The organism is Paraburkholderia sp. BR13444, assembly GCF_040948755.1.
GTDB lineage: Bacteria > Pseudomonadota > Gammaproteobacteria > Burkholderiales > Burkholderiaceae > Paraburkholderia > Paraburkholderia youngii.
Window position 1 is genome coordinate 67,070 of record NZ_JBFPKM010000003.1, and the last position, 23,120, is coordinate 90,189.

21 protein-coding genes and 2 pseudogenes are annotated in these 23,120 nt (G+C 64.4%); 16 read left to right on the top strand and 7 right to left on the bottom strand.

The features are described from left to right. The first annotated feature begins 3 nt into the window (after positions 1-3). From AB3X95_RS09225 to AB3X95_RS09260, 8 genes are all read left to right on the top strand, one after another. Positions 4-3,045 (top strand): molybdopterin cofactor-binding domain-containing protein, encoded by a 3,042-nt coding sequence (locus tag AB3X95_RS09225; protein WP_368621142.1) that lies wholly within the window; start codon positions 4-6, stop codon positions 3,043-3,045. Then, positions 3,042-3,863 (top strand): xanthine dehydrogenase family protein subunit M, encoded by an 822-nt coding sequence (locus AB3X95_RS09230; protein WP_368621143.1) that lies wholly within the window; start codon positions 3,042-3,044, stop codon positions 3,861-3,863. The genes AB3X95_RS09225 and AB3X95_RS09230 overlap by 4 nt, the downstream gene beginning before the upstream one ends. Continuing rightward, entirely contained in the window at positions 3,860-4,396 is a 537-nt protein-coding gene (locus AB3X95_RS09235) for a (2Fe-2S)-binding protein (RefSeq protein WP_176110966.1), read from the top strand. The genes AB3X95_RS09230 and AB3X95_RS09235 overlap by 4 nt, the downstream gene beginning before the upstream one ends. Next, positions 4,389-5,963 (top strand): AMP-binding protein, encoded by a 1,575-nt coding sequence (locus AB3X95_RS09240; protein ID WP_368621144.1) that lies wholly within the window; start codon positions 4,389-4,391, stop codon positions 5,961-5,963. Before AB3X95_RS09235 ends, AB3X95_RS09240 begins: the two co-directional genes overlap by 8 nt. Before the next feature lie 6 nt (positions 5,964-5,969). Further along, complete coding sequence (locus tag AB3X95_RS09245; RefSeq protein ID WP_176122116.1) at positions 5,970-6,776, top strand: enoyl-CoA hydratase/isomerase family protein; 807 nt, start codon at positions 5,970-5,972, stop codon at positions 6,774-6,776. A gap of 52 nt (positions 6,777-6,828) precedes the next feature. Continuing rightward, positions 6,829-8,550, top strand: a complete 1,722-nt coding sequence (locus AB3X95_RS09250) for a GMC family oxidoreductase (RefSeq protein WP_368621145.1) — start codon at positions 6,829-6,831, stop codon at positions 8,548-8,550. A 66-nt stretch (positions 8,551-8,616) separates the two neighbouring features. Continuing rightward, positions 8,617-9,993 (top strand): MFS transporter, encoded by a 1,377-nt coding sequence (locus tag AB3X95_RS09255; RefSeq protein ID WP_176383225.1) that lies wholly within the window; start codon positions 8,617-8,619, stop codon positions 9,991-9,993. A gap of 62 nt (positions 9,994-10,055) precedes the next feature. Beyond that, the gene (locus AB3X95_RS09260; RefSeq protein ID WP_368621146.1) at positions 10,056-10,757 is read left to right on the top strand and encodes a sterol desaturase family protein; all 702 of its coding nucleotides are present in this window, start codon (positions 10,056-10,058) and stop codon (positions 10,755-10,757) included. Here the strand turns inward: AB3X95_RS09260 and AB3X95_RS09265 are convergent. Next, positions 10,754-11,674 carry a LysR family transcriptional regulator gene (locus tag AB3X95_RS09265; RefSeq protein ID WP_368621147.1) on the bottom strand — a complete coding sequence of 307 codons (921 nt, stop codon included), beginning with the start codon at positions 11,672-11,674 and terminating at the stop codon, positions 10,754-10,756. The two genes, AB3X95_RS09260 and AB3X95_RS09265, sit on opposite strands and share 4 nt — an antisense overlap. Positions 11,675-11,714: 40 nt before the next feature. Here AB3X95_RS09265 and AB3X95_RS09270 point away from each other — a divergent pair. Further along, positions 11,715-11,984: pseudogene (locus AB3X95_RS09270) on the top strand (AhpC/TSA family protein); the annotation flags it as partial. A 104-nt stretch (positions 11,985-12,088) separates the two neighbouring features. Here the strand turns inward: AB3X95_RS09270 and AB3X95_RS09275 are convergent. The 6 genes from AB3X95_RS09275 to AB3X95_RS09300 form a co-directional block, all read right to left on the bottom strand. Further along, positions 12,089-12,664: a hypothetical protein gene (locus AB3X95_RS09275; RefSeq protein ID WP_368621148.1), complete on the bottom strand. Its 576-nt coding sequence runs from the start codon at positions 12,662-12,664 to the stop codon at positions 12,089-12,091. A 107-nt stretch (positions 12,665-12,771) separates the two neighbouring features. Beyond that, positions 12,772-13,014 carry a hypothetical protein gene (locus AB3X95_RS09280; RefSeq protein WP_176122110.1) on the bottom strand — a complete coding sequence of 81 codons (243 nt, stop codon included), beginning with the start codon at positions 13,012-13,014 and terminating at the stop codon, positions 12,772-12,774. Between the two features lie 235 nt (positions 13,015-13,249). Continuing rightward, positions 13,250-13,558, bottom strand: coding sequence for a hypothetical protein (locus AB3X95_RS09285; protein ID WP_368621149.1), 309 nt, complete (start codon positions 13,556-13,558; stop codon positions 13,250-13,252). Positions 13,559-13,620: 62 nt separating this feature from the next. Next, positions 13,621-14,010, bottom strand: coding sequence for an Hsp20/alpha crystallin family protein (locus tag AB3X95_RS09290; protein WP_368621150.1), 390 nt, complete (start codon positions 14,008-14,010; stop codon positions 13,621-13,623). A 336-nt stretch (positions 14,011-14,346) separates the two neighbouring features. Beyond that, entirely contained in the window at positions 14,347-14,754 is a 408-nt protein-coding gene (locus AB3X95_RS09295) for an Hsp20/alpha crystallin family protein (protein ID WP_176122108.1), read from the bottom strand. A 16-nt stretch (positions 14,755-14,770) separates the two neighbouring features. Next, complete coding sequence (locus tag AB3X95_RS09300) at positions 14,771-15,211, bottom strand: Hsp20/alpha crystallin family protein (RefSeq protein ID WP_368621151.1); 441 nt, start codon at positions 15,209-15,211, stop codon at positions 14,771-14,773. Between the two features lie 256 nt (positions 15,212-15,467). On the opposite strand from AB3X95_RS09300, the gene AB3X95_RS09305 reads away from it, so the two are divergent. The 7 genes and pseudogenes from AB3X95_RS09305 to AB3X95_RS09335 all read left to right on the top strand — a co-directional run bounded on the left by AB3X95_RS09305 (position 15,468) and on the right by AB3X95_RS09335 (position 23,092). After that, the gene (locus AB3X95_RS09305; protein WP_368621152.1) at positions 15,468-15,851 is read left to right on the top strand and encodes a hypothetical protein; all 384 of its coding nucleotides are present in this window, start codon (positions 15,468-15,470) and stop codon (positions 15,849-15,851) included. A gap of 896 nt (positions 15,852-16,747) precedes the next feature. Then, on the top strand, positions 16,748-17,269 hold the full coding sequence (locus AB3X95_RS09310; RefSeq protein WP_368621475.1) for a hypothetical protein: 522 nt from the start codon (positions 16,748-16,750) through the stop codon (positions 17,267-17,269). 254 nt (positions 17,270-17,523) lie between these two features. Next, the gene (locus AB3X95_RS09315) at positions 17,524-18,666 is read left to right on the top strand and encodes a sigma factor-like helix-turn-helix DNA-binding protein (RefSeq protein ID WP_368621153.1); all 1,143 of its coding nucleotides are present in this window, start codon (positions 17,524-17,526) and stop codon (positions 18,664-18,666) included. A 101-nt stretch (positions 18,667-18,767) separates the two neighbouring features. Beyond that, positions 18,768-18,971, top strand: a pseudogene (locus tag AB3X95_RS09320) (co-chaperone GroES); the annotation flags it as partial. Between the two features lie 65 nt (positions 18,972-19,036). Continuing rightward, complete coding sequence (gene groL, locus AB3X95_RS09325; protein ID WP_368621154.1) at positions 19,037-20,656, top strand: chaperonin GroEL; 1,620 nt, start codon at positions 19,037-19,039, stop codon at positions 20,654-20,656. Between the two features lie 80 nt (positions 20,657-20,736). Beyond that, positions 20,737-22,677 carry a molecular chaperone DnaK gene (gene dnaK / locus AB3X95_RS09330; RefSeq protein ID WP_368621155.1) on the top strand — a complete coding sequence of 647 codons (1,941 nt, stop codon included), beginning with the start codon at positions 20,737-20,739 and terminating at the stop codon, positions 22,675-22,677. 40 nt (positions 22,678-22,717) lie between these two features. Continuing rightward, positions 22,718-23,092: a hypothetical protein gene (locus AB3X95_RS09335; RefSeq protein ID WP_176122102.1), complete on the top strand. Its 375-nt coding sequence runs from the start codon at positions 22,718-22,720 to the stop codon at positions 23,090-23,092. The last annotated feature ends 28 nt before the right edge of the window (positions 23,093-23,120 follow it).

A 23,120-nucleotide genomic window follows, 5' to 3' on the forward strand; every position in this document is an offset into this window, starting at 1 on the left:
GTCATGAATCAGCGCGAAACCGCATTCGCCGACATGGACGCGCGCGGCGCCGGCAACGAGGTACGCGACGCGAGCGCACCGCAGCGTCACATCGGACGCTCGATAGAGCGCCTCGAAGACCCGGCGATCCTGACGGGCCGTGGCCGCTATGGCGACGACATCGCTGTCAAGCCGGGCACGCTGCACGCCGCGATTCTGCGTTCGCCGCACGCGCACGCGGACATCCTGTCGATCGATACGCAAGCCGCGTCGAAACTCGCGGGCGTGCGTGCCGTGCTCACGCGCGACGATTTGCGTCCGTGGTCGCGACCGTTCGTCGTCGGCGTGAAATCGCCGATGGAACAGTGGGCGCTCGCGATGGACCGTGTGCGCTACGTCGGCGAGCCGGTCGCGGTCGTGATGGCCGAATCGCGTGCGCTCGCGGAAGACGCGCTCGATCTCATCAAGGTCGACTACGCGATGCTCGATCCCGTGACCTCGATCGAACAGGCCGCGAAGGACGACGCGCCGGTGCTGCACGAACGCGTCGGCAGCAACGTCATCAGCGACCGGCATTTCCGCTACGGCGAGCCCGAAGCGGCCTTCGAGCACGCGCCGCATCGCGTGAAGCTGGTCGCGCATTATCCGCGCAACACCTGCGCGCCGATCGAGTGCGGCGTGGTCATCGCCGAGTATCTTTCGGGCGAAGAAGGCTACGACGTCACGTCCAATTTCATGGGGCCGTTCTCGCTGCACGCCGTCATGGCGATGGCGTTAAACGTGCCTGCCAATCGGCTGCGTCATAAGGCCCCGCGCGATTCCGGCGGCAGCTTCGGCGTGAAGCAGGCGGTGTTTCCGTATGTCGTGCTGATGTGCCTCGCGTCGCGCAAGGCCGGCGCGCCGGTGAAGTGGGTCGAGGATCGGCTCGAACACTTGAGCGCGGCGACATCGGCGACGGCGCGTGTTTCAACCATAGAAGCGGCGGTCGAAGCCGATGGCCGGATCGTCGCGCTGTCTTACGATCAGTTGGAAGACGTCGGCGGCTACGTGCGCGCGCCCGAGCCGGCGACGTTCTACCGGATGCATGGCTGCCTGACGGGCGCATACGCGATCCCGAATCTGCTCGTGCGCAACCGCGTCGTGCTGACGAACAAGACGCCGACGGGGCTCGTGCGCGGCTTCGGCGGCCCGCAGGTGTACTTCGCGCTGGAGCGGCTGATCCAGCGTATCGCGATCGAACTGAAGCTCGATGTGCTCGACGTGTATCGCCGCAACTTCGTTCCCGCCGATGCGTTCCCGTATCGCGCAGCGGCGGGCGCCCTGCTCGATTCGGGCAACTATCAGGAAGCGCTGCGCCGTTCACTCGACGAAGGCGGATACCGGGAACTCGTTGCGCGCCGCGACGCCGCGCGCAACGAAGGGCGGCTGTATGGCATCGGCTTCGCGGCGATCGTCGAGCCGTCGGTATCGAACATGGGCTACATCACGACCGTGATGCCAGCCGACGCACGCAAAAAAGCCGGGCCGAAGAACGGCGCGATCGCGAGCGCGACCGTCAGCGTCGATCTGCTCGGCGGCGTGGTCGTCACGATCGCATCGACGCCCGCGGGCCAGGGCCACATGACCGTGTGCGCGCAAGTCGTCGCCGATGTGCTCGGGCTCGATCCGAAGGACATCGTCGTCAACGTCGAATTCGATACGCACAAGGACGCCTGGTCCGTCGCCGCAGGCAATTATTCGAGCCGCTTCGCGGGCGCGGTGGCGGGCACGGTGCATCTCGCCGCGACGCGCGTGCGCGACAAACTCGCCCGCGTGCTCGCGAAGCAGTTCAACTGCGCGCCCGGCGACGTGCGCTTCGAAGGCGCGCGCGTCTTTCCGCACGACGCCGAAGACCGCGCGCTGCCGTTCGCGCGTGCCGCGAGCAATGCGCCGCACTGGGCGCCCGCGCTCCTGCCCGAAGGCGAAGAGCCGGGCCTGCGCGAAACCGTGTTCTGGTCGCCGCCGCACATGGATGCGCCCGACGAACAGGACCGCATCAATACCTCGGCGGCATACGGCTTCGCGTTCGACATGTGCGGGGTCGAAGTGGATCGCGCGACGGGACGCGTGCGCATCGACCGGTATGTGACCGTGCACGACGCCGGCACCCTCCTCAATCCCGCACTCGCCGATGGCCAGATTCGCGGCGCGTTCGCGCAAGGCCTCGGCGCGGCGCTGATGGAAGAGTTCCGCTACGGCGCGGACGGCAGCTTCCAGTCCGGCACGCTCGCCGACTATCTGATGCCGACCACTTGCGAAGTGCCCGATCCGCTGATCGTGCATCTGGAGACGCCTTCGCCTTTCACGCCGCTTGGCGCGAAGGGTCTCGGCGAAGGCAACAACATGAGCACGCCGCCGTGCATTGCGAATGCGGTGGCGGACGCGCTCGGCGTCGAAGAGATTCGCCTGCCGCTCACGCCGCCCAGAGTGATGGCGATGATCGGCATGGACGATCCCGAACCGTCGCGGCCGGAATATCGCGAAGCGCCCGCCGCGAAGCCGGCGACGCCAGGCGGCGGTCGCGCACTGACGGCGCAGGGCGCGGTCGACCTGCCCGCGACACCCGAAGCCGTGTTCGCCGTGCTGCTCGATCCGAAGGCACTCGCTAACGTCATTCCCGGCTGTCACGCGCTCGAAGAGACGGCGCCGAACCAGTATCGCGCTGACGTGACCGTCGGCGTCGGCATGATCAAGGCGCGTTTCGAGGCGCGTATCGGCTTGTCGGAGATCGATGCGCCGCGCCGCCTGCGACTCGCCGGCGCGGGCATCTCGCCGCTCGGCAGCGCGCGCGGCAGCGGTCTCGTCGAACTGACGCCGCAAGGCAGCGGCACGCGGCTCACGTACGACTACGAAGCACAGGTGTCAGGCAAGGTTGCGGCGGTCGGCGGCAGGATGCTCGAAGGCGCGGCGAAGGTCGTGCTCAAGCAGTTGTTCGAATCGCTCGGACGGCAGGCGGAGGGCAAGCCCGTGCAAGCGCACGGATCGTGGATCGCAAAACTCCTTGCACGTTTCAGGAGACACGCATGAAGCCCGCACCCTTCGATTACCTGCGCGCGATGACGGCGCAAGACGCGCTCGACGCGCTCGCGCAATACGGCGAAGACGCCCGCGTACTGGCGGGCGGCCAGTCGCTGATGGCCGTGCTCAATATGCGGCTCGCGCAGCCGAAGGTGCTCGTCGATATCTCGCGCACCGCCGAACTCGATGCCGTGCGCGTGGACAAGCAGGCGCGGCGTCTCGTGGTGAACGCCGCGGCGACGCAAGGCAGCGTCGAATGGCGCAGCACGCTCACCGACGAAGCGCCGCTGCTCGCGATGGCCTTCCCGCATATCTCGCACTTTCAGATTCGCAATCGCGGAACCGTATGCGGATCGATCGCGCATGCGGACCCGAGCGCGGAGTTGCCGCTCGTGCTTGCGGCGCTCGGCGGCGACGTGATGCTGCGCTCGCGAAAAAGGCGCCGCACGCTCGCGGCGCAGGACTTCTTTCAGGGAATGCTGATGACCGCGCGCGAGCCTGACGAACTCGTCGAAGCGGTGCGCTTCCCGCTGTGCAAGGAAGGCGAGCGCTACGCGTTCGCCGAATTTTCCGCGCGGCACGGCGATTTCGCGATCGTCGCGTGCGCGGCCGTGGTCACCGACGAGTCGATCCGCATTGCTGTGGGCGGCGTCGCGGACCGGCCGGTGACCGAGCAATGGCCGCGTCTGCGGGGCGACGACCTGCGCGGCGCACTGAACGATTTGAGCTGGAAACTGAACGCGCAGGACGATGCGCAGATCAGCGCGGCGTATCGCCGGAATCTGGTCCGGCAACTCGGATGGCGCGTGATCGAGGAGGCAAAGTGAGCAAGATGTCGGACACCATCATGCGGCACGGCGAAGTGCGGCGCATCGCGCTGACGCTGAACGGCCGCGAACGAAGCGGCTATTGCGAGCCGCGCGAACTGCTGTCGGACTTCATCCGGCACGAACTGGGCGCGACGGGCACGCACGTCGGCTGCGAACACGGCGTGTGCGGCGCATGTACCGTGCAGGTCGATGGCGTCGCGGCGCGCTCGTGCCTGATGCTCGCGGTGCAGGCCGACGGTCGGCGTATCGATACCGTCGAAGGCCTTGCGCCCGATCAGACGCTCGGCGACCTGCAGCAGGCGTTCCAGCGGCATCACGCGCTGCAATGCGGCTTTTGCACGGCGGGCATTCTGATGTCGTGCGCGGATTATCTGCGGCGCGTGCCCGATCCTTCCGAAGAGCAAGTGCGCGAGATGCTCTCGGGTCATATCTGCCGCTGTACGGGCTACACGCCCATCGTGGCCGCCGTGCTCGACGTGGCGGCGCGCCGCCGGGCCGAGGCAAGCGCGAAGGAGGCCGAACATGCTTGATCTCGGACGCACGTTCCTGCAAAGCGTCGAGCGCAGTCCGAACGCGCTCGCGCTCGTCGATGGCGATGTGCAACTGACGTACGCGCAGTGGCATCGCATGATCCTGAATGTCGCCGATGGCCTGCGCGAGCTCGGCCTGGAACACGGCGACCGGCTGCTCGTCGTGCTGCAAAACCGCTGGGAAATGGCGACGCTGCATTGGGCCGGACAGTTTGCGGGCATCGTGATCGTGCCGCTCAACTGGCGCGCGAAGCCGGAAGAAGTCGACTACTGCGTGACCGACGCGGGGGCGAAGGCGATCGTCTACGAACCCGTCAGCGCCGATTCCGTCGCGCAGAGCGCCGCCGCGCAAAAAGTGCCGCGCGTCGGACTCGACGATGCGCCCGGCCGCACCACCACCTTCGATGCGCTCATCGTCGAACGAACGCGCAGTGAAGAGGCGACCGACGCGACGCACGCCACCGCCGACGACATCTCGTTGATCCTCTATACGTCCGGCACGACGGGCAAAGGCAAGGGCGTGCCGCGCCGGCATCGGCATGAACGCGCAGGCGCGCTCGCGCACGTCGCCCAGAACCTGTACAGGCGCGGCGAACGCACGCTCGGCGTGATGCCGCTCTATCACACGATGGGCGTGCGCTCGCTGCTCGCGATGGCGCTCGTCGATGGCCTGTTCGTCTGCGTGCGGCGCTGGAACGCGAAGCTCGCGCTCGAATGCATCTCGAAGCACGCGCTCACCTGCCTCTATCTCGTGCCGACGCTCTATCACGATCTGCTCGCCGACAGCGCGTTCGCGAGCACGGACACGTCGTCGGTCAGAAAGCTCGGCTTCGCCGGCGCACCGATGAACGACGGCCTGCTCAAGCGCCTTTCGGCCGCGTTCGAGCCGGAGCTCTTCGTCAATCACTACGGCTCGTCCGAGGTCTACACGTTCAGCATCGATCAGGACGCGACGAAGAAACCGGGCAGCGCGGGCCGCGCGGGCATCAATACTCGGCTGCGCGTCGTGAAGCTCGATGCGCTCTCGCCCAACGAGATCGCCGAAGTCGGCGAAGAAGGACAGATCATCGTGGACCTGCTCGGCGACGAAGCCTTCGAAGGCTACTGGAATCGTCCGGACGCGAATGCGAAGTGCCTGCGCGAGGGCTGGTACTTCACCGGGGACACGGGCTATCTCGACCGCGACGGCGATCTGTACGTGACGGGCCGCGTCGACGACATGATCATCAGCGGCGGAGAAAACATCTCACCGGTGGACATCGAATCGGTGCTGTCGCTGCATCCCGCCGTCGATGAAGTCGCGGTCGCGGGCGTCAAGGACGAGCGCTGGGGCCAGCGCGTGGTTGCATTCATCAAGCGCCGCGAGTACATCGATGCCGACTCGCTCGATGCATGGTGCCGTCAGTCGGACCTCGTCAACTTCAAGCGTCCGCGCGATTACGTGTTCGTCGACGACATCCCGAAGTCGCCGGTCGGCAAGATCCTGCGCCGCAAGCTGCAAGCGGGCGAGTACACGCCCGATTCGAACGCCCTGCCCGCGCAACCTACAGCAACCACCAAGGAGTAACCCACAATGAGTGATCTCAACCATCGCGGCCAGACCCTGCTGCAAGACCTCGACGGCTTCTCGGTCGAAATCGACGCGCAGCGCGAGCGCGCCGACATCATCCTGCATCGGCCGCCGTTCAACGTCATTTCGATGCACGCACGCGATCAGTTGCGCGCCGTGTTCGAAGCCCTCGACGAGGACGACCGCGTGCGCGTGATCGTCGTGCGCGCGAAGGGCGAGCATTTTTCGAGCGGCGGCGACATCAAGGGCTTTCTGGAAGCATCGCCGGAACACGTGTCGAAGCTCGCGTGGAATATCGCGGCGCCCGCGCGCTGCTCGAAGCCGGTGATTGCGGCCAATCGCGGCTTCTGCTTCGGCGTGGGCTTCGAGTTGTCGCTGGCGTGCGATTTCCGGATCGTCACCGATACGACCTTCTATGCGCTGCCGGAGCAGAAGCTGGGCCAGATTCCCGGCTCGGGCGGTTCGGCGCGTTTGCAGTCGATGGTCGGCATCGGCCGCACGAAGGACATCGTGATGCGCTCGCGCCGCATTCCTGGCGAGCAGGCGTACGAGTGGGGCATCGCGGTCGAATTCGTCGCGGACGCCGAACTCGAAGCGGCGACGGACGCGCTCGTCGACGAACTGCGCGCATTCTCGCCGCTCGCGCAACGTACCGCGAAGAAGCTCTTGAACGATTCGGAAGACGCGCCCTTGTCGATCGCGATCGAACTCGAAGGCCATTGCTATAGCCGTCTGCGCTCGTCGGACGATTTCCGCGAAGGCGTCGAAGCGTTTCATGGCAAGCGCAAGCCGGTGTTTCGCGGCAGCTGATACCTGACACGCCGCACGGCGGACGAGACAAGAGACAAGAGGAGACAACGCGATGAATCGCTTCGACTACGTGATCGTAGGCGGCGGCTCGGCCGGATGCGTGCTCGCGCATCGACTGTCGGCGGAGCCGTCGGTGCGCGTCGCGCTGATCGAGGCGGGCGCCGACACGCCGCCGGGCGCGGTGCCCGCGGCGATTCTCGACAGCTATCCGATGCCCGTCTTCTGCGGCGACGCGTACATCTGGCCCGATCTGAAAGCGAAGGCCACGCAGCACGCCGCGCCGCGCGTCTATGAGCAGGGCCGCGTGATGGGCGGCGGCTCGAGCATCAACGTGCAATCGGCCAATCGCGGCCTGCCGCGCGACTACGACGAATGGGCTGCGAACGGCGCCGAAGGCTGGTCGTGGCGCGATGTGCTGCCGTACTTTCGCAAGCTCGAACGCGACGTGAACTTTCCCGGCGGCGAATTGCACGGCAGCGACGGACCGGTGCCGATCCGCCGGATCATGCCCAAGGACTGGCCGGCGTTCTGCCATGCATTCGCGAAGGGTTTGCGCGCGAACGGCTTCGCGGAACTTCAGGACCAGAATGGCGAATTCGGCGACGGCTTCTTTCCGGGCGCATTCTCGAACCTCGACGACAAGCGCGTGTCGACGGCCATCGCCTATCTCGACGAAGCCACGCGCAAGCGTCCGAACCTCAGCATCTATTCGAATCTGCGCGTCGAACGCATCGTGATGGAAGGCGCGACAGCCCGCGGTGTCGTGGCGATCGCGGCGAACGGCGAGCGCGTGGGTTTCGATGCGGGCGAGGTGGTGCTGAGCGCGGGCGCGTTGCAGTCGCCCGCGATGCTGATGCGCGCCGGTATCGGCGATGCGCGCCAACTCGTGGCGATGGGTATCCTGTGTGTGGCCGACCTGCCAGGTGTCGGACGCAATCTGCAGGATCATCCGTCGCTCACCTTCTGTCATTTTCTCGAGCCGCGCTTTCGCATGCCGCTCGCACGCCGCCGCGCGAGCATGATGGCCGCGCGCATGAGTTCGGGCGTCGCGGGCTGCGACGAGTCGGACCTGTATCTGTCGAGCGCGACGCGCGCCGCGTGGCATGCGCTCGGCAACCGGCTCGGTCTCTTCTTCCTCTGGTGCAACCGGCCGTATTCGCGAGGCCGCGTGCAACTGGCATCGCCCGATGCGGCCGTTGCGCCGCGCGTCGATCTGAATCTGCTCGACGACGAACGCGATTTGCAACGGCTCGCCGCCGGCGTGCGGATGCTGGCGCGCGTCGTCGACGCATCCGGTCTTGGCCGCGATTCACGTGACTTCTTCCCGGCCGCGTTCTCACCACGCGTGAAGGCGCTGAGCAAGGTCGGCGAAGGCAATGCGCTTCTGACTTCGATCCTCGGCGTGCTGCTCGATACGCCCGCGCCGCTGCGGCGTCTGCTGATCGAACGCTTCTTCACGCGCGGCCTGCAGATGACTTCGCTGATCCATGACGAGCGCGCGCTCGCCGATTTCATCCGCGCGAACGTGTTCGGCGTGTGGCATGCGAGCGGCACGTGCCGCATGGGCGGCGCGCAGGACCGCGACGCGGTCACCGACACCGAAGGCCGCGTGCGAGGCACGCGCGGGCTGCGCGTCGTGGATGCATCGCTGATGCCGCGACTGCCATCGGCGAATACGAACATACCGACCATCATGATCGCCGAGAAGATCGCCGATGCGATGCTCGCCCAGCGACGGGCGAGCGTGGCATCGCCGTTCGCCTCCGCGCACTGACGATTTTTCAACCTCGACAAGAGCGCGCATCCAACAAAGCGCGCCCGTGACACAAAGGAGATGCAAATGTCTGTAGCAGCGCAAGACGGGGCCACCGTGCTTTCGGTCAATCAGCGCCAGGTGATGGGCGCTGTGATGGCTTCATGCTTCGGCTGGGCCCTCGACCTGTTCGACCTGTTCGTATTGTTGTATGTGGCGCCGGTTGTCGGGCGTCTGTTCTTTCCGTCCGAACATGCGATGCTCTCGCTCGCGGCGGTGTACGCGTCCTTCGCGGTGACGCTGCTGATGCGCCCGCTCGGTTCCGCGCTGTTCGGCTCCTATGCCGACCGTCATGGGCGCAAGGGTGCGATGATCGTCGCGGTCGTCGGCGTCGGGCTTTCGACGGCGGCCTTCGGCGCGCTGCCGACGGTCGCCCAAGTCGGGCTCGTGGCTCCGGTCCTGTTTCTGCTGCTGCGTCTCGTGCAGGGTGTGTTCGTCGGCGGCGTGGTGGCGTCGACGCATACGATCGGCACCGAATCCGTCGCGCCGAAGTATCGCGGCGCGGTGTCCGGTCTCATCGGTGGGGGCGGGGCCGGGCTCGGCGCGCTGCTCGCATCGCTCACGTATCTGGCGATGTCCGCGGTCTTTCCCGGCGATGCGTTCGACGCCTGGGGCTGGCGTTGCATGTTCTTCACCGGCATCCTGAGTTCGGTGCTCGGTCTCTTCGTGTTCAACGGTCTGGAAGAATCGCCGCTCTGGAAGAAGCTCGCCGCGGAAAAAGCTGCGAAAGCCGCTGAACAGAAGAAGATCGTCAACGCCGATAACGCGCGCTCGCCGATCCGCACGCTGTTCTCGCGCGAATATCGCGGCGTGCTGTTCGTCAATCTGCTGCTGACTATCGGCGGCGGCAGCGGCTACTACCTCACATCAGGCTATCTGCCGACCTTCCTGAAAGTCGTGAGTCATGCGCCGAACGGCGCCGCCGCCGCGATCCTGATGATCTGCAGCGTGGCCGTGGTGATCGCTTCGGTCGCGGCAGGGCACGTCAGTACGTTCATCGGACGCAAGGGCGCGTTTATCTGGATCGGCATCATCCGGCTTATCGCGATGCCAGCGCTGTTCCTGCTGCTGCCGACGGCGCAAAGCATCACGATGGTCGGCGTCTACGCGGTGCTGCTTTCCGCGCTCGGCAGCGCCGGCTATGCGCCCGTGCTGATCTTCCTGAACGAACGCTTCCCGACCGCGATCCGCGCGACCGGCACGGGTCTGTCGTGGAACATCGGCTTCGCGATCGGCGGAATGATGCCGACCTTCGTTTCCCTCGTCGCGAAGGACGCGGGCCAGTTGCCGTCGACGCTCGCGATCTTCGTCGGTGCGATCAGCGTGATCTTTCTCGTGGGCGCGTTCGTGGTGCCCGAGACGCTCGGCAAGCTCGAAGGCGGTTCCGCGCGCAGTCGATCCTGAGTCATTGGACGTAACGGCGGGCGCCAACGGGCGCACGCCTTTCAGAATAGCCGGAGACATCGATGAACTACGAAGAAGACGTTCGTGCGCGTTCCTACAAGTTCCGTGACGAGTATGTCAATGCCACGCCATGGTGGTATCGCGGCGAAATGCACCTCGGCTTCACATTGCTCTTCACCGGCGGCGTGATCGTGTATTGCCTGATGCAGCTTCATGCACCGACGCTTGCCGAATGGCTGGCGGTCATTCCGCTCTTTCTGTTCGGCAACTGGGCGGAATGGGCGGCGCACCGCTACGTGCTGCATCGTCCGACGAAGTATTTCAGCATGATCTACAAGCGCCATTGCGCGGTCCATCACCGGTTCTTCACGCATGTGACGCTTGAATACAAGGGCCACCGTCACTGGCGCGCGCTGCTGTTTCCGCCTTTTGCGCCGGTTGCGTTCGTGCTGGCGGCCGTGCCGTTCGCGCTCGTGATTGGATTCGTATTCTCCCGCAACGCAGGTTACATCGCGCTGCTCACGATGGCGGCGTACTTTCTGATGTACGAGGGCCTGCATACGCTTTCACACGTCACCGACAGCCCGTTGCTCGACCGCGTTCCGCTCGTCAACACAGTGCGGCGCCTGCACGCCACACACCACGATCCCGAAGTGATGGCGACACAGAACTTCAACCTCACGTTCCCGATCTGCGACACGCTGTTCGGCACGCGCAGCGACGTTCCGAGCCGTGCGCGCGAACCGTTGGAACGCGGCCGCTAAGGCGCCTGTTTCCCCGAAACACCCGTCGTCACGCGCTTTATCTCATCAGTGATAATCGTGATGAGCGCCTGGGCGGCCGGTCCGATCGGCCGCTTCGGATGCGTGACCTGAATGATGTGGCGCACGATCGGCGGCGACGCTATCGTGCGTGCGCGCAAGCGCCCTTCCTCCACTTTCGCCTGCACGACGACGCGCGGCAGGATGGTCGCGACACCGCTCTGCTCGACGAACTGCACGATGGTGCTGAGCAGGTCGATCTCGAACTTCGGCTTGATGACGACGTCAGCCGCCATCAGCGCGGCATCGAGCGCGCCGCGCAGGCCATTGCGGCGCGTGGGCAACACGAATTCGATGTCCGACTGCTGCGTGAGATCGATCTCGTCGGGCAGCTTTGGGCCGTGCTCCACGCTCGTCACCAGCACCATTTCCTCGACCAGCAACGGCTCTACGTGGAGCGTCAGCCGTCCGCGCGGCTTGTTGATGATGGCGGCATCGAGCCGGCCAGATTCGACAGCGTCGATCAGCTGCGCGCTGAAGCCATCGGCGACGGAGACTTCGACTTGCGGGAAAAGCGCATCGAATCGGGCGAGCGATTCGGGCAATACGCTCTGCGCCTCCGACGACACCATTCCCAGCAACACGCGGCCCGTCACGATGACATCGCGACGGCTCAGGTGTTCGCGTGCGTGATCGATGTCGCGCATGATCGGCGTGTAAAGGCGGTACATCAACCGTGCGGCTTCGGTCGGCGCCATGCCGTGCGGCCCCCGCTCGAAGAGCTTCTGCCGAATCTCCGTTTCGAGCCTGGCGATCTGCATGCTGAGCGCCGGTTGCGCGATGTTGAGCCGCCTGGCGGCGCGCGTGACGGTGCCTTCTTCGAAAAGCGCGATGAAGTACTGGATCTGCTTCAGTTCCATGGGACAGGCGTATACGTGACGGGCCGACGAAGATAGTACGTTGCCGCAGATTGAAGGATACGGCACGAGGGTGGTCGCCATCTCGCCGCAGATCGCGGTGAACAGCCGCAAGTCGGTGCGCGATAACATGCTCCGCTTCCCGGTTCGGAACGATGCGAACGGCGAGATCGGCGTCGCGTTTGGGCTGCGCTTCGCGCTGCCCAACTATCTGATCGATCTCTACAAGGCCTTGAAGAATGATCTGCCGGCTTTCAACGCCGATCCATCGTGGACGCTGCGCATGCCCGCGCATTACCTGGTCGGCCAGGATGTGTCCGCCACGATCGAGCTGCTTGCTCTTTCCTTTCGCTCGGCCAACCTGGCCGGCTTTCGCTCGCGCTGTACCGAGGCTGGCCCCTGCCGTCGGCTGACACGTTAGATACTTGAACGAAAGACGCGCAATTCATGGTTGTTGCGGACAACTCGCGAATCGGGCGAGCCCTCAAGGTTCCGGCCGCGTTGGACCGAGCGGTGTACTTGCGGGAGCCTGTCGCGGCCGACCGGCAAGCCAATCGCCGAAAGGGAGTATCGGGCGTGCGAGAAGCCGCTTTCGGGGTAGCGCTCGAAAATCCGGTTAATCTCCGCGACAAGCGGACGGACACGCTCTGGCAACGGCGCGTCAGGCCCCAACGTCAAGGCGGTCTGTCCAAAGCTGACAGGTCCGGCCTTGATCATGGCACGCAGCGCGGAATTCGCACTGCCGCGCCCAAACAGTTCAGTGCCATATGCACGGATCATGGCCCGCACAATTGCTTCGGCTGCCGGTGTAAGCGGCGGCATGACCTCAATCAGGCGCAGTTGCGATGAACGGACGTCCGGCGCCGTGAAGCGTCCGATATCGTCGATATCGGATTCCAAACGTTGCACCGGCAGGTCCGCGCTAAAGAGCAGGATCCGGATGCGTTCATAGAGCGCGTCTTCGGCGGGATCGATGACAGCGGTGTCCGTCATTCTCTTTTCCTCGCGGTGAGTTGAGCCCAAACGACTCGGGATATCGAACTAGAAGCGGATCGACAGGTGTCCAACTCGCGTCCGGCCAGAGGTTGCTGACCGGCGCGCTAGGTCCGTCGAACATACCGGTCCGAAACAACCGAGCGTTGCTGGATCCATGCGATAGCAAGCTCGAGTGCTTCGTCGCGAGCCTCCTGGGCGTTGGCAAAGTCCACATCGACGCCGAGCGTGCGTGTATCGCCGGCCCGGCCGGTGACAATGGCCGCCGCCGCGTAGCGACCCGTCTCCGTGGGGGTTACCATCGGCCGGATCTCGTAGCCGTGATACTCCATCACTTTGTCCGTTTGCATATGACACCTCCGCAAAGCGTCGCGGCGCACCCGAGACGCGAGGCGACGCGGTTTTTCAACCAGTCCTGCAGCCCGCGGCTTGCCGCGTAGACCTAAGCCCGCGACACCGGCATGCGCGAGCAACGTTTCAATGACCGCGGGCGTCGCCCGCGCGTCCGCCCGGCCTGCCCTGACAGCCCCGCACCCGCGCGTCACGGCGAGGACGACACGCCGGTCGTTACGATCGCGCAGCCATTCAGCCTGCGTGTCCCGGCACTACGGTGTCGGGCGTGCGGCTACCTGGCACGAGGGGCGTCTCCGATCTTTCCCGACCGCCATTGTCGGCGGCTTGCCGGCTTACACGCGGTGTGCCGCCCGGGTGAAGCGCGTCGAGAAACGTTCTGCCCTTCCCTGACAGGTACGCGCGGCGCGCGCCCGAGGCGCCATGTTCCAGCATGACCAGCTGGCGCTCGAGCAGCGCGTCGAGCTCGGCGCGATTCATGTCGAGCTGGTCCGGCGCCTGGCGAACCAGTATCAGGGTCGCAAATTCGTGTGGACTGAGCATTTCCGCCTCCCGTAAAACAGGGCCCCTTTAGCAGGCACACGATGCATAAAATCGACACGTGCTTACTTCAGGCCGTACAAGGGCCGCGCTGCCATGCAGCGTGGCGCTGTTACGCGAGGAAGTGCGCCAGCGAACCGGCGTCGTCTGGACAGCCCGCGTTGGGTGGCGGGTCTCGTGCAATGCTTCGTTTCATGTTCGGCCTCCGGTTCGGGGGCTTGCGTTCGCCGCTGATCGACAGCCCCCTTGTCACTTGGGACCTCGATCGCTGCCAGGCGAAGCCCCGGCGCGGACGCGACGATCTCGGCGCAGTCGTCGCTGCTGCGACGATTGACGGAAGGAAAGGATGCGCATCGCGCGCAGGCTCGCGGGAACGCCGCAAAGACGCCGGCCATCTGCCGGTGCAGGCGGTCGAATTCGCCCGGCCGGTCGATGCTGAAGAAAAGATCGCTCATGGCTGGCTCCCTGAAACCGGGGCCTCTCACGAAGAACGAACCGGACCACGCGCTCCAGTTCGCCCGTCCGTGGAGAAACCCCGCCGACAAACAAATCGAAACACGCAGCGCTTATCGCGACTGCCTGAGCGATGATTAAAATAGCGCAAGGAACGAAAATTTCAAGAGGCCCTGCAACATGTCACCCAGGAGGCTGCATGGTCCTTTTCGTGCAGATACGGATCTCGCGCCCTTTCCACGTCTGGTGTGTCTCTTCAGGCATCGAACCTCCCATTGCAGCGTGCGGGCGGTGGCAGCGCGGTACTGCCACCGCCCGACCATTTCACCACTGGCGCATCAGCCGGTCTTCACCTCGATGCGCCGTGGACGTGCTTCCTCACGGCGCGGGATGGTCAGCTTCAGGACGCCGTCCTGCAGACTCGCCTCGATCTTCGAGGTATCGAAGTCCGGTGACAAGGTGAAGGTGCGTGCGAAACGCGGTTCGCGGACTTCGGCATGCTGCAGGCGCAGGTTGGCAGGCGTCGGGACGACTGCCTCCGCCTCGATCGAGAGGTTGCCGTCGTGCACCCGTATATCCAGCTTGTCTTTGGTGACGCCTGGCAGATCGGCCCACAGCGTGACGGCCAGGCCGTCCTCAAAGATGTCGACGGCAGGGGTAATCGTCATGCGGCGTGCAGACTGCTCGCCTTCCCGGCGCGCAAGCGCAGACTGATCCCGTTGAGTAACTTCAGTAGTGTCGTTCATGATCGCCTCCCGGGGATTACTGGATGGAAACGGTGCGTGGCTTCGACGATTCGCGCCGGCCGACGGTGATCATCAGGCAGCCGTTTTCGTAACGGGCCTGAACCTTGTCGGGATCGGCCGTCTGCGGCAGTTCGATGACGCGCCGGAATGCGCCGGTGAAGCGCTCCTGCGCGTAGATGCGGGTGTCATCATTCACGTCCTGCCGGGACGGTTTGCGCTCACCGCTGATGCTCAGCACACCCTTGTCGATTGACACGTCGAGTCCGCCGGCGTCGATGCCCGGCGCGAACGCGACGATCTCGATGGAATCGTCGGTCGCGCCGATGTTGACGGGCGGGAAGGTGCCAAACCGGCTCGCGCGGATGCTGGACGGGAACGTATTAAACAGACTGGCCATCTGCCGCTGCAGCCGATCGAACTCGCTGAACAGGTCGGTGCCGGAATAAAGATCGCTCATGATGCTGTCCTCCTCGAATCACGCATGGAGGCGAACGGGCCTACGCGCTCCAGTTCGCCTGCCAGCGTTGGCAAACAAATCGAAACACGCAGCGTGCGGCCGCCAGGGAACCAGCAAGCACCGCACATCTGCCTGAGCGAAACCTAAGATAGGTCCGCCGGTGAAATTTTCAAGGGGCAAAAGCGAGCCTGATCTTGAAAATTTTTGGTCCGCTCCTATCATCGCGGACGAGGTGGTTTGACGATGGGAGAGCGTCATGGAATTCGATACCGACTGGTTGACGCTGGGCCCGCATCGCGTGCGGCTGCGCTCCACGAAGGGCTTCCCGACGGAAGCGATGCGCAAGGCGGTGGAGGTGGTCCGCATCGCGGTCGACAACAACATGAGCGCCCGCGCGCGTCTGGTGGAAGTGGTCTGCCGGCAGGAAAAGTTCTACGAAGTGACGATCGGCACGACCGTCGCGAAGGACAAGATCTGTGCGCCGCAACTTGAAACGTTCATCGCGGGCGTGCTCGGCCTGCCATGGGACCATATCAGCCTGATCGTCACGACCGTGGAGCAGTCCGAGGTGGATCTGCACTTTGGCGTGTATGAAAGGATGCTCGCTGAAAAACTGGGCACGGCGCCGCCGATCCGGTGACTCGGCACCGTTAAGGGCGGCGCCGTCCGGCAGGAGGCGGACGGAGGTCTCATCAGGCCACACCGCTGCGCTGGTCGCCCTCGTTAGATGCGAAAAGTTCTGAGGATTTTCCGCCGAAGGCGCTGGCAGAGAGGGTTGGTAGCGCCGACGTGGGGGCTGACATCAGGCGTCGCGGCGTCACGCATCTGAGTGTCACATGTATCTTGAAATTTTTAGTCAGTGAAGCTAAGTTATATCCAGCTCAGGCAGTGTGCCCCATGATCCACGGGTCGCACACTGCGTGTTTCGATTTGTTTGCCCCGCAGCATGGCAGGCGAACTGGAGCGCGCAAGCCCGTTCTCTTCCTTGCTGCCTCCGAGGAGAAGACGATGAGCAACCTCCATCCACGCTCGGACTCCCCTCTGATCGAGCGCCTCCACCGCACGACTGCCTCCCTTGCCGACGTTCTGCGACCGCTCCCTGAGCGCGCCCGTCGCATGCTCCATGCACAGGTCAATGCGATGCGACCCACGATCCGACAGTTGAGATCACGCATGCGCAGACGCTAGCCGGCGGTGATCAGACAGGCCATACAACGCCAACGCTACGAGATTCGTATCCGGACGGTCCTCATGCATGGCGTGCGAAACATGGCCTGCGCGGAGCGCCCAGCGAAAGGTGACTATGCCGCGCTAGTGCAGATCGCCCACGAAGGTGAGCTCTACGTGGACTGGCACCTGCCGCAGTGTCACCAGCGCTGGGCCAGTCGCGAGCAGGCCGAAGCACAGGCCCTAGGGCTACGCAGTCGGACTGCTCGAGCGTCGCCCGTTTCACGGACCGTCGCCGGATTTTCCCGAGGCAGCCTGACGCGGCCTGGCAGAACGTGAGAACAGTACACAGTTCCGAAGGTGGTCATGATGGAACTTCACATGCATTCACACCATTTCGATCGCCGCATGCCTGAGTGGCCAGCAGCGGTCATCGGCGGTTGCGTGGCAGGCGCGGTTTTCCTGGTGATCGAACTCTTCGCCATACGGGTCGCTGGACAATCCCTGTGGGTGCCGCTACGGATGATTGCTGCGATCGTGATGGGGCGTGACGCACTGCAAGCCGCGCCATTCGCGCCGGGCGTCGTGGCGGTTTCGCTGGTCACCCACTTTGTGCTGTCGATTCTCTTCGCCGTCATTCTCGCGGTGATCATGACACTTTTCAGCCTGGATTCGAGCGTCGGGCTGGCGTCGCTGGTGGGTGTGGTATTCGGCGTGCTCCTGTACGTGATCAATTTCCACGGCATGACATACCTGTTCACGTGGTTTGCCGATGCGCGAGGCTGGGTGAGTTTTCTCAATCACATCCTGTTCGGACTGGTGGCGACTGACACGTATCTGGCTCTTGAAGGCCGGGAGTCGGACGTCAATGGAGGGACGGGCGCCGGTTGAACAGGACCAACATTCAGGTGGGCGCCCGGTGATGGTCCGGACGCATCGAGTGAGGCGGGGGTTCTCGTGTGCGTGTCTAACATTAGCAGGATCACTAATGAGATTTAGGCAAGGCTGCCACGGATGACGAGGCATCAAGGGTGCCGGGATGCGCTGAAAATCCCTGCTCGCCGGGGATGCCGGCTCTGCGTGCTGCGTAGGGTCGCGGACGGCCGGGCGATACCATTAGGCGGTGGGCCATGGACAGGTTTGAGATGAAAACGGCGATCAGTTACCGTAATGTCGCGAAACTTTCCCGCCCCGGGCTGGAAGACCTGATCAGCCGGCTCACGGATCGGCGTCTGACGCCCCATCTGTCGCACTTCCCGTCCGGGCTGGTACGGCTGCAGGCGACGCTGGAAAGGAGCCTGCATCGCAGTCTCTACCGCGTCCGGCTCAGGCTGGTGCTCCCGGGCGCAACGCTTGCGTGCGGCCACGATGCGCCGGAGCCAGAGACGGCGATCGAGCATGCCATCACTGAACTGGAGCGGCAACTGGAACGCCACGTCGCACACCTGCGTCACGAGGACGCCTGGCGTCGCAAGGAGCGGCGCGCCGGGTTGCGGCAACTCAGGACGGCGGTGGCCGAACAGACGGACGCCGCGTCCACGCTGTTCGGCGAGACCGTTCGTCCGCTGCTCGCGTCGCTCCAGCGCTTCGTGCAGCGGGAACTCGCCTATCTTCAGACGCGGGGTGATCTCGCTTCGGACGACCCATCGGTCGACGATATTGTCGACGAGGCGCTCGCGCGCGCCTGCGAGCGGTTTGCTGAGCGCCCGCGTCGGCTCGAACCCCTGCAGTGGCTCTACCAGATCGCACTGGAACTGCTTGAAGCAGAAGTCGCACATCGCCAGATGGAGGAAGGCCGATGCATCTCGCTCGAGGGCCGGCTGCCCGTCCAGCTGCATGAACCGCGTGAAGACGATGACGAGCTGCTGTTCGAGTACTGGCAGCCCGATGAAGTGCTGCGCCTTGAGGACGTGGTGCCAGCGACGGACGGCACGCCTGAAGACGCCGTCATCTCGAGGGAGCTGCGCGAGCTGGTCGCCGCGCTTCTCGCCGAGCTGCCAGAGCCATGGCGTCGCGCCGTGACGCTCTGCCGTCTTGAAGCGCAGCCGGAAGCCGCCGCGGCACAGGTTCTGGGGATCACGGAGGAGGAACTCCGGCACCGGCTTGCCCATGCCGACGCTTTTCTCACGGCGAGGCTCGGTGATCTGCGGCTGACACCGCAGCCGTCGGTCGAGCCTGCCGGTTACATCGCGCGGGGCACGCTGCCGCCTGCATCCGGGCTTTCCAGGGATTTTGACGAGGCGACGCGGCGCGATACCCCACAGGGGGCACGGCCTGTTCATGATTGAGTGCGGACGCTGCAACGTCCGAACCAATGACGGAGGGCAACGATGAAAACAGCCACGAGACCAACGCGAGACCTATGTGGACCGATCATGCGAGCAGGATCATGAAACTCATGCCCTTGCATGACCGGGTCGTGCTCAGGCGCGTGCCGCAGGAGCGTACGACCGCAGCCGGTAGCGTCATCCCCGATACTGCGGGCGAAAAGCCGGACGAGGGAGAAGTCATCGCGATAGGCCCCGGCAGGCGGCTTGAGGACGGTCGCCTTTGTGCGCCCGACGTCAACGTCGGCGACCGCGTACCGTTCGGCCCGGCCCCATAGGCCCGTGCCCGGTGCAACTGTGCTTCGTTTGACAGGTCAGGAGGTAGCGCGAAATGTCTGCCAAAGATGTCAGGTTTCACGAACTCGCCCGCCAGCATATTCTCACGGGCGTCAACATCCTTGCCGATGCGGTCAAGGTCACGCTCGGCCCCAGGGGGCGAAATGTCGTCCTCGAGCGCGCGTACGGCGCACCGACCGTCACCAAGGACGGCGTGTCGGTCGCGAAGGAGATCGAGCTGAGCGACAGGTTCGAGAACATGGGGGCGCAGATGGTCAGGCAGGTCGCCGCCAAAACCTCGGATGTCGCCGGTGATGGTACAACCACCGCCACCGTGCTCGCCCAGGCCATCGTACGGGAAGGCATGAAGTACGTTGCCTCGGGCCTGAACCCGATTGACCTCAAGCGTGGCATCGACCAGGCCACCGCGGCGATTGTCGAGGAACTGAGGAAGCTTTCCCGGGCTGTCACGACCGGCCGCGAGATCACCCAGGTGGGCACCATCTCGGCCAATGCGGATGAGGAGATCGGCAGGCTCATCGCGCAAGCGATGGACAAGGTCGGCAAGGACGGCGCCGTCACCATCGAAGAAGGCAAATCGCTGCAAAGCGAACTCGAGGTCGTAGAGGGCATGCAGTTCGACCGCGGGTGGCTGTCTGCCTATTTCATCACCGATCCCGAAAAGCAGTCCGCTGTGCTTGAAGAACCGTACATCCTCGTGCACGACAAGAAGATCTCGTCGATCCGCGATCTGCTGCCGCTGCTGGAAGCGGTGGCCAAGGCAGGCAAGCCGCTTCTCATCATTGCCGAGGACGTCGAGGGCGAAGCCCTGACCACGTTGGTGGTGAATTCCGTGCGCGGCATCCTGAAAACCGTGGCCGTGAAGGCGCCTGGTTTCGGCGACCGGCGCAAGGCGATGCTGGAGGACATCGCGACGCTGACGGGCGGGCTCGTCATCTCGGAAGAAACGGGCGGCAAGCTCGAAAACGTCAAGCTGGAGGACCTCGGACGGGCGAAGCGGGTGGAGATCGAAAAGGAGGCGACAACGATCATCGATGGCGCCGGTGACCGGAAGGCGATCGATGGGCGCGTCCAGGCGCTCCGTCGCCAGATCGACGAGACGGCGAGCGACTATGACAGGGAGAAGCTGCAGGAGCGCATTGCGAAGCTGTCCGGTGGCGTTGCCGTCATCAAGGTAGGCGCCGCTACCGAGATCGAGATGAAGGAGCGCAAGGCACGAGTCGAGGATGCGCTGCACGCAACGCGCGCGGCGGTCGAAGAAGGCATCGTGCCGGGCGGCGGCGTCGCATTGCTGCGTGCCCGGGCCAGCCTCGGCGACGTACGGGGCGCCAATGCCGACCAGGACGCGGGCATCCGCATCGTGCTGCGCGCACTTGAAGAGCCGCTGCGCCAGATCGCCACCAACGCGGGCGAGGAGTCCTCGGTCGTGCTGAACAGTGTGGTCGGGGAGACCGGCAATTTCGGCTGGAACGCGGCTTCAGACACCTACGGCGATCTGTTGGAGATGGGGGTGGTCGACCCGACCAAGGTGGTGCGCACGGCGCTGCAAAATGCCGCGTCGGTGGCCGGTCTTATCCTCACCACCGATGCCGTGGTTGCTGAACTGCCGAAAGACGAGGCAAAGGCGGTTGTGCCTCCGGTAGGCGATTATTGATACGGCGGTCCGCACGGCGGCAGAGGGCGTCCGCCTGAGCGGGCGATGCAGTGCAAAGACTGAGCATCGGCGAGGACATCATGGGCAAGATCATCGGTATTGACCTTGGCACCACCAACTCATGCGTGGCGCTGATGGAAGGCAAGCAGGTCAAAGTGATTGAAAACTCGGAAGGCGCCCGTACGACGCCGTCGGTGGTCGCGTATCTCGATGACAACCAGATACTCGTCGGGGCGCCCGCCAGACGCCAGGCCATCACCAATCCCGGGAATACGCTGTTCGCAGTGAAGCGTCTGATCGGTCGCCGCTTCGAGGAAAAGGAAGTCCAGAAGGACATCGGCCTGATGCCCTACAGGATCATCAGGGCCGATAACGGCGACGCGTGGGTCGAAGCGCACGACGAAAAGCTCGCGCCACCGCAGGTGTCCGCAGAGGTGTTGCGCAAAATGAAGAAGACGGCCGAAGACTACCTCGGCGAGCCAGTCACGGAAGCCGTGATTACCGTGCCAGCGTACTTCAACGACAGCCAGCGCCAGGCGACCAAGGACGCGGGCCGTATTGCGGGGCTCGAAGTCAGGAGAATCATTAACGAGCCGACCGCAGCTGCCCTCGCGTTCGGTCTGGACAGGCAGGAAAACCGTGACCGCAAAATCGCCGTATTCGACCTCGGTGGTGGCACCTTTGACATATCCCTGATCGAGATTGCCGACGTGCGCGGTGAAAAACAGTTCGAGGTACTGTCGACGAACGGGGACACGTTCCTCGGCGGTGAAGATTTCGACCAGCGCATCATCGACTATCTCGTCGGCGAGTTCAGGAAGGAGCAAGGCATTGATCTGTCGAAGGACGTGCTCGCACTGCAACGCCTGAAAGAAGCGGCCGAAAAGGCGAAGATCGAACTGTCTTCGAGCCAGCAGACCGAGATCAACCTGCCCTACATCACGGCAGATGCCTCCGGGCCGAAGCATCTGAGCGTGAAGCTCACGCGCGCCAGACTCGAGGCACTCGTCGAGGATCTGATCGAGCGCACGATGGAGCCGTGTCGAATTGCGATCAAGGACGCCGGGTTGTCCACGGACAAGATCGACGACGTCATCCTCGTTGGCGGCATGACGCGGATGCCAAGGGTGCAGGAGGCGGTCAAGGCGTTTTTCGGGCGCGAACCCCGCAAGGATGTCAATCCCGACGAGGCGGTCGCCGTGGGCGCGGCGATCCAGGGGGCAGTGCTGTCCGGTGAACGAAAAGACGTGCTGCTGCTTGACGTCACGCCGCTCTCGCTTGGCATCGAGACGCTCGGCGGGGTCATGACCAGGATGATCGAAAGGAACACCACCATACCGACCCGGTTCTCGGAGGTTTTTTCGACCGCGGACGACAACCAGTCGGCAGTCGGCATCAAGGTCTATCAAGGCGAACGCGAGATGGCGAGCGGGAACAAGCTGCTCGGTGAGTTCAAACTGGAAGGCATCCCTCCTGCGCCGCGTGGCATGCCGCAGATCGAGGTGATGTTCGACATCGATGCGAATGGAATCTTGCACGTGTCGGCCAGAGACAAGGCGACGGGCAAGGAAAACCGGATCACCATCAAGGCCAGTTCGGGCCTGTCCGAAGGCGAAGTTGAAAAGATGGTGAGAGACGCCGAAGCGCACGCCGCGGAGGACCATCGGCTGCGTGAACTGGCCGAGGCGCGCAATCAGGGCGACGCCCTGATACACCGCACGCGCAAGGCCCTCGGCGAATACCACGAGAAGCTGAGTCCGGACGAGAAGGCGAAGATTGAAGCCGCGATCAGGGAACTGGAGGCCGCGCTCAAGGGTTCCGACCGGGACGAAATCGACGTCAGGACCCGCGCACTCGCTACCGCCTCGCAGCAACTCGGAGAAAAAGTCTACGCAGACGTGCAGTCACAGGGGAGCAGTCCCGGGCCTGCGACCAGCCCGCAAGAGGCAGGCCGCCCGGGGCAAGACGTGGACGATGACGTGATCGATGCGGAGTTCAGGGAAGTGAACACCAAACGGTGACGCGCAGGTGGGCAGCACTGGACGGTAAGAGGCCTTCGACATGAAGAGACGATTGTGTGGATTACTCGCGGCAGCGGCGATTGCGGGGTTGTGGCCAGAGACCACGATGCCAGCCAGCCCGCCGCTGCCGACGTTGCCTCTGCAGCGCGATATCTGGATCACCGGGACAATCGGACGTGGCAGCGGGACGTATGCGCCGGGCGACTATACGACGATCACGCTGGATCGCCCCTCGACCTCCCCCTGCACTGACAAGGTGGTGACCGACATCCTCCTTGGCGAAGGCGGTGCGATGCCCCCCACACTCCTGCTGCCCTATCTTAACCAGCGAGTCGCCGTCAGGGGCCGCGTGATCTGTCCAGAATCCGGCATTCAGTTTGAGCCGCAGCCGGACTTCGTGTTTCCGATCTGGTGAGGCCCCGTGTCCAGTCGCGTGCCACGCG

What these genes read in the sequence shown, in the direction of transcription:
- AB3X95_RS09305 (WP_368621152.1), top strand. Translation starts at nt 15,468, where the DNA reads ATGGAATTCGATACCGACTGGTTGACGCTGGGCCCGCATCGCGTGCGG.
- AB3X95_RS09225 (WP_368621142.1), top strand. Translation starts at nt 4, where the DNA reads ATGAATCAGCGCGAAACCGCATTCGCCGACATGGACGCGCGCGGCGCC.
- AB3X95_RS09300 (WP_368621151.1), bottom strand. Translation starts at nt 15,211, where the DNA reads ATGAGCGATCTTTATTCCGGCACCGACCTGTTCAGCGAGTTCGATCGG.
- AB3X95_RS09240 (WP_368621144.1), top strand. Translation starts at nt 4,389, where the DNA reads ATGCTTGATCTCGGACGCACGTTCCTGCAAAGCGTCGAGCGCAGTCCG.
- AB3X95_RS09290 (WP_368621150.1), bottom strand. Translation starts at nt 14,010, where the DNA reads ATGAGCGATCTTTTCTTCAGCATCGACCGGCCGGGCGAATTCGACCGC.
- AB3X95_RS09280 (WP_176122110.1), bottom strand. Translation starts at nt 13,014, where the DNA reads ATGCAAACGGACAAAGTGATGGAGTATCACGGCTACGAGATCCGGCCG.
- dnaK (WP_368621155.1), top strand. Translation starts at nt 20,737, where the DNA reads ATGGGCAAGATCATCGGTATTGACCTTGGCACCACCAACTCATGCGTG.
- AB3X95_RS09315 (WP_368621153.1), top strand. Translation starts at nt 17,524, where the DNA reads ATGAAAACGGCGATCAGTTACCGTAATGTCGCGAAACTTTCCCGCCCC.
- AB3X95_RS09245 (WP_176122116.1), top strand. Translation starts at nt 5,970, where the DNA reads ATGAGTGATCTCAACCATCGCGGCCAGACCCTGCTGCAAGACCTCGAC.
- AB3X95_RS09265 (WP_368621147.1), bottom strand. Translation starts at nt 11,674, where the DNA reads ATGGAACTGAAGCAGATCCAGTACTTCATCGCGCTTTTCGAAGAAGGC.
- AB3X95_RS09295 (WP_176122108.1), bottom strand. Translation starts at nt 14,754, where the DNA reads ATGAACGACACTACTGAAGTTACTCAACGGGATCAGTCTGCGCTTGCG.
- AB3X95_RS09260 (WP_368621146.1), top strand. Translation starts at nt 10,056, where the DNA reads ATGAACTACGAAGAAGACGTTCGTGCGCGTTCCTACAAGTTCCGTGAC.
- AB3X95_RS09275 (WP_368621148.1), bottom strand. Translation starts at nt 12,664, where the DNA reads ATGACGGACACCGCTGTCATCGATCCCGCCGAAGACGCGCTCTATGAA.
- AB3X95_RS09310 (WP_368621475.1), top strand. Translation starts at nt 16,748, where the DNA reads ATGGAACTTCACATGCATTCACACCATTTCGATCGCCGCATGCCTGAG.
- AB3X95_RS09250 (WP_368621145.1), top strand. Translation starts at nt 6,829, where the DNA reads ATGAATCGCTTCGACTACGTGATCGTAGGCGGCGGCTCGGCCGGATGC.
- AB3X95_RS09285 (WP_368621149.1), bottom strand. Translation starts at nt 13,558, where the DNA reads ATGCTCAGTCCACACGAATTTGCGACCCTGATACTGGTTCGCCAGGCG.
- AB3X95_RS09230 (WP_368621143.1), top strand. Translation starts at nt 3,042, where the DNA reads ATGAAGCCCGCACCCTTCGATTACCTGCGCGCGATGACGGCGCAAGAC.
- AB3X95_RS09335 (WP_176122102.1), top strand. Translation starts at nt 22,718, where the DNA reads ATGAAGAGACGATTGTGTGGATTACTCGCGGCAGCGGCGATTGCGGGG.
- AB3X95_RS09255 (WP_176383225.1), top strand. Translation starts at nt 8,617, where the DNA reads ATGTCTGTAGCAGCGCAAGACGGGGCCACCGTGCTTTCGGTCAATCAG.
- groL (WP_368621154.1), top strand. Translation starts at nt 19,037, where the DNA reads ATGTCTGCCAAAGATGTCAGGTTTCACGAACTCGCCCGCCAGCATATT.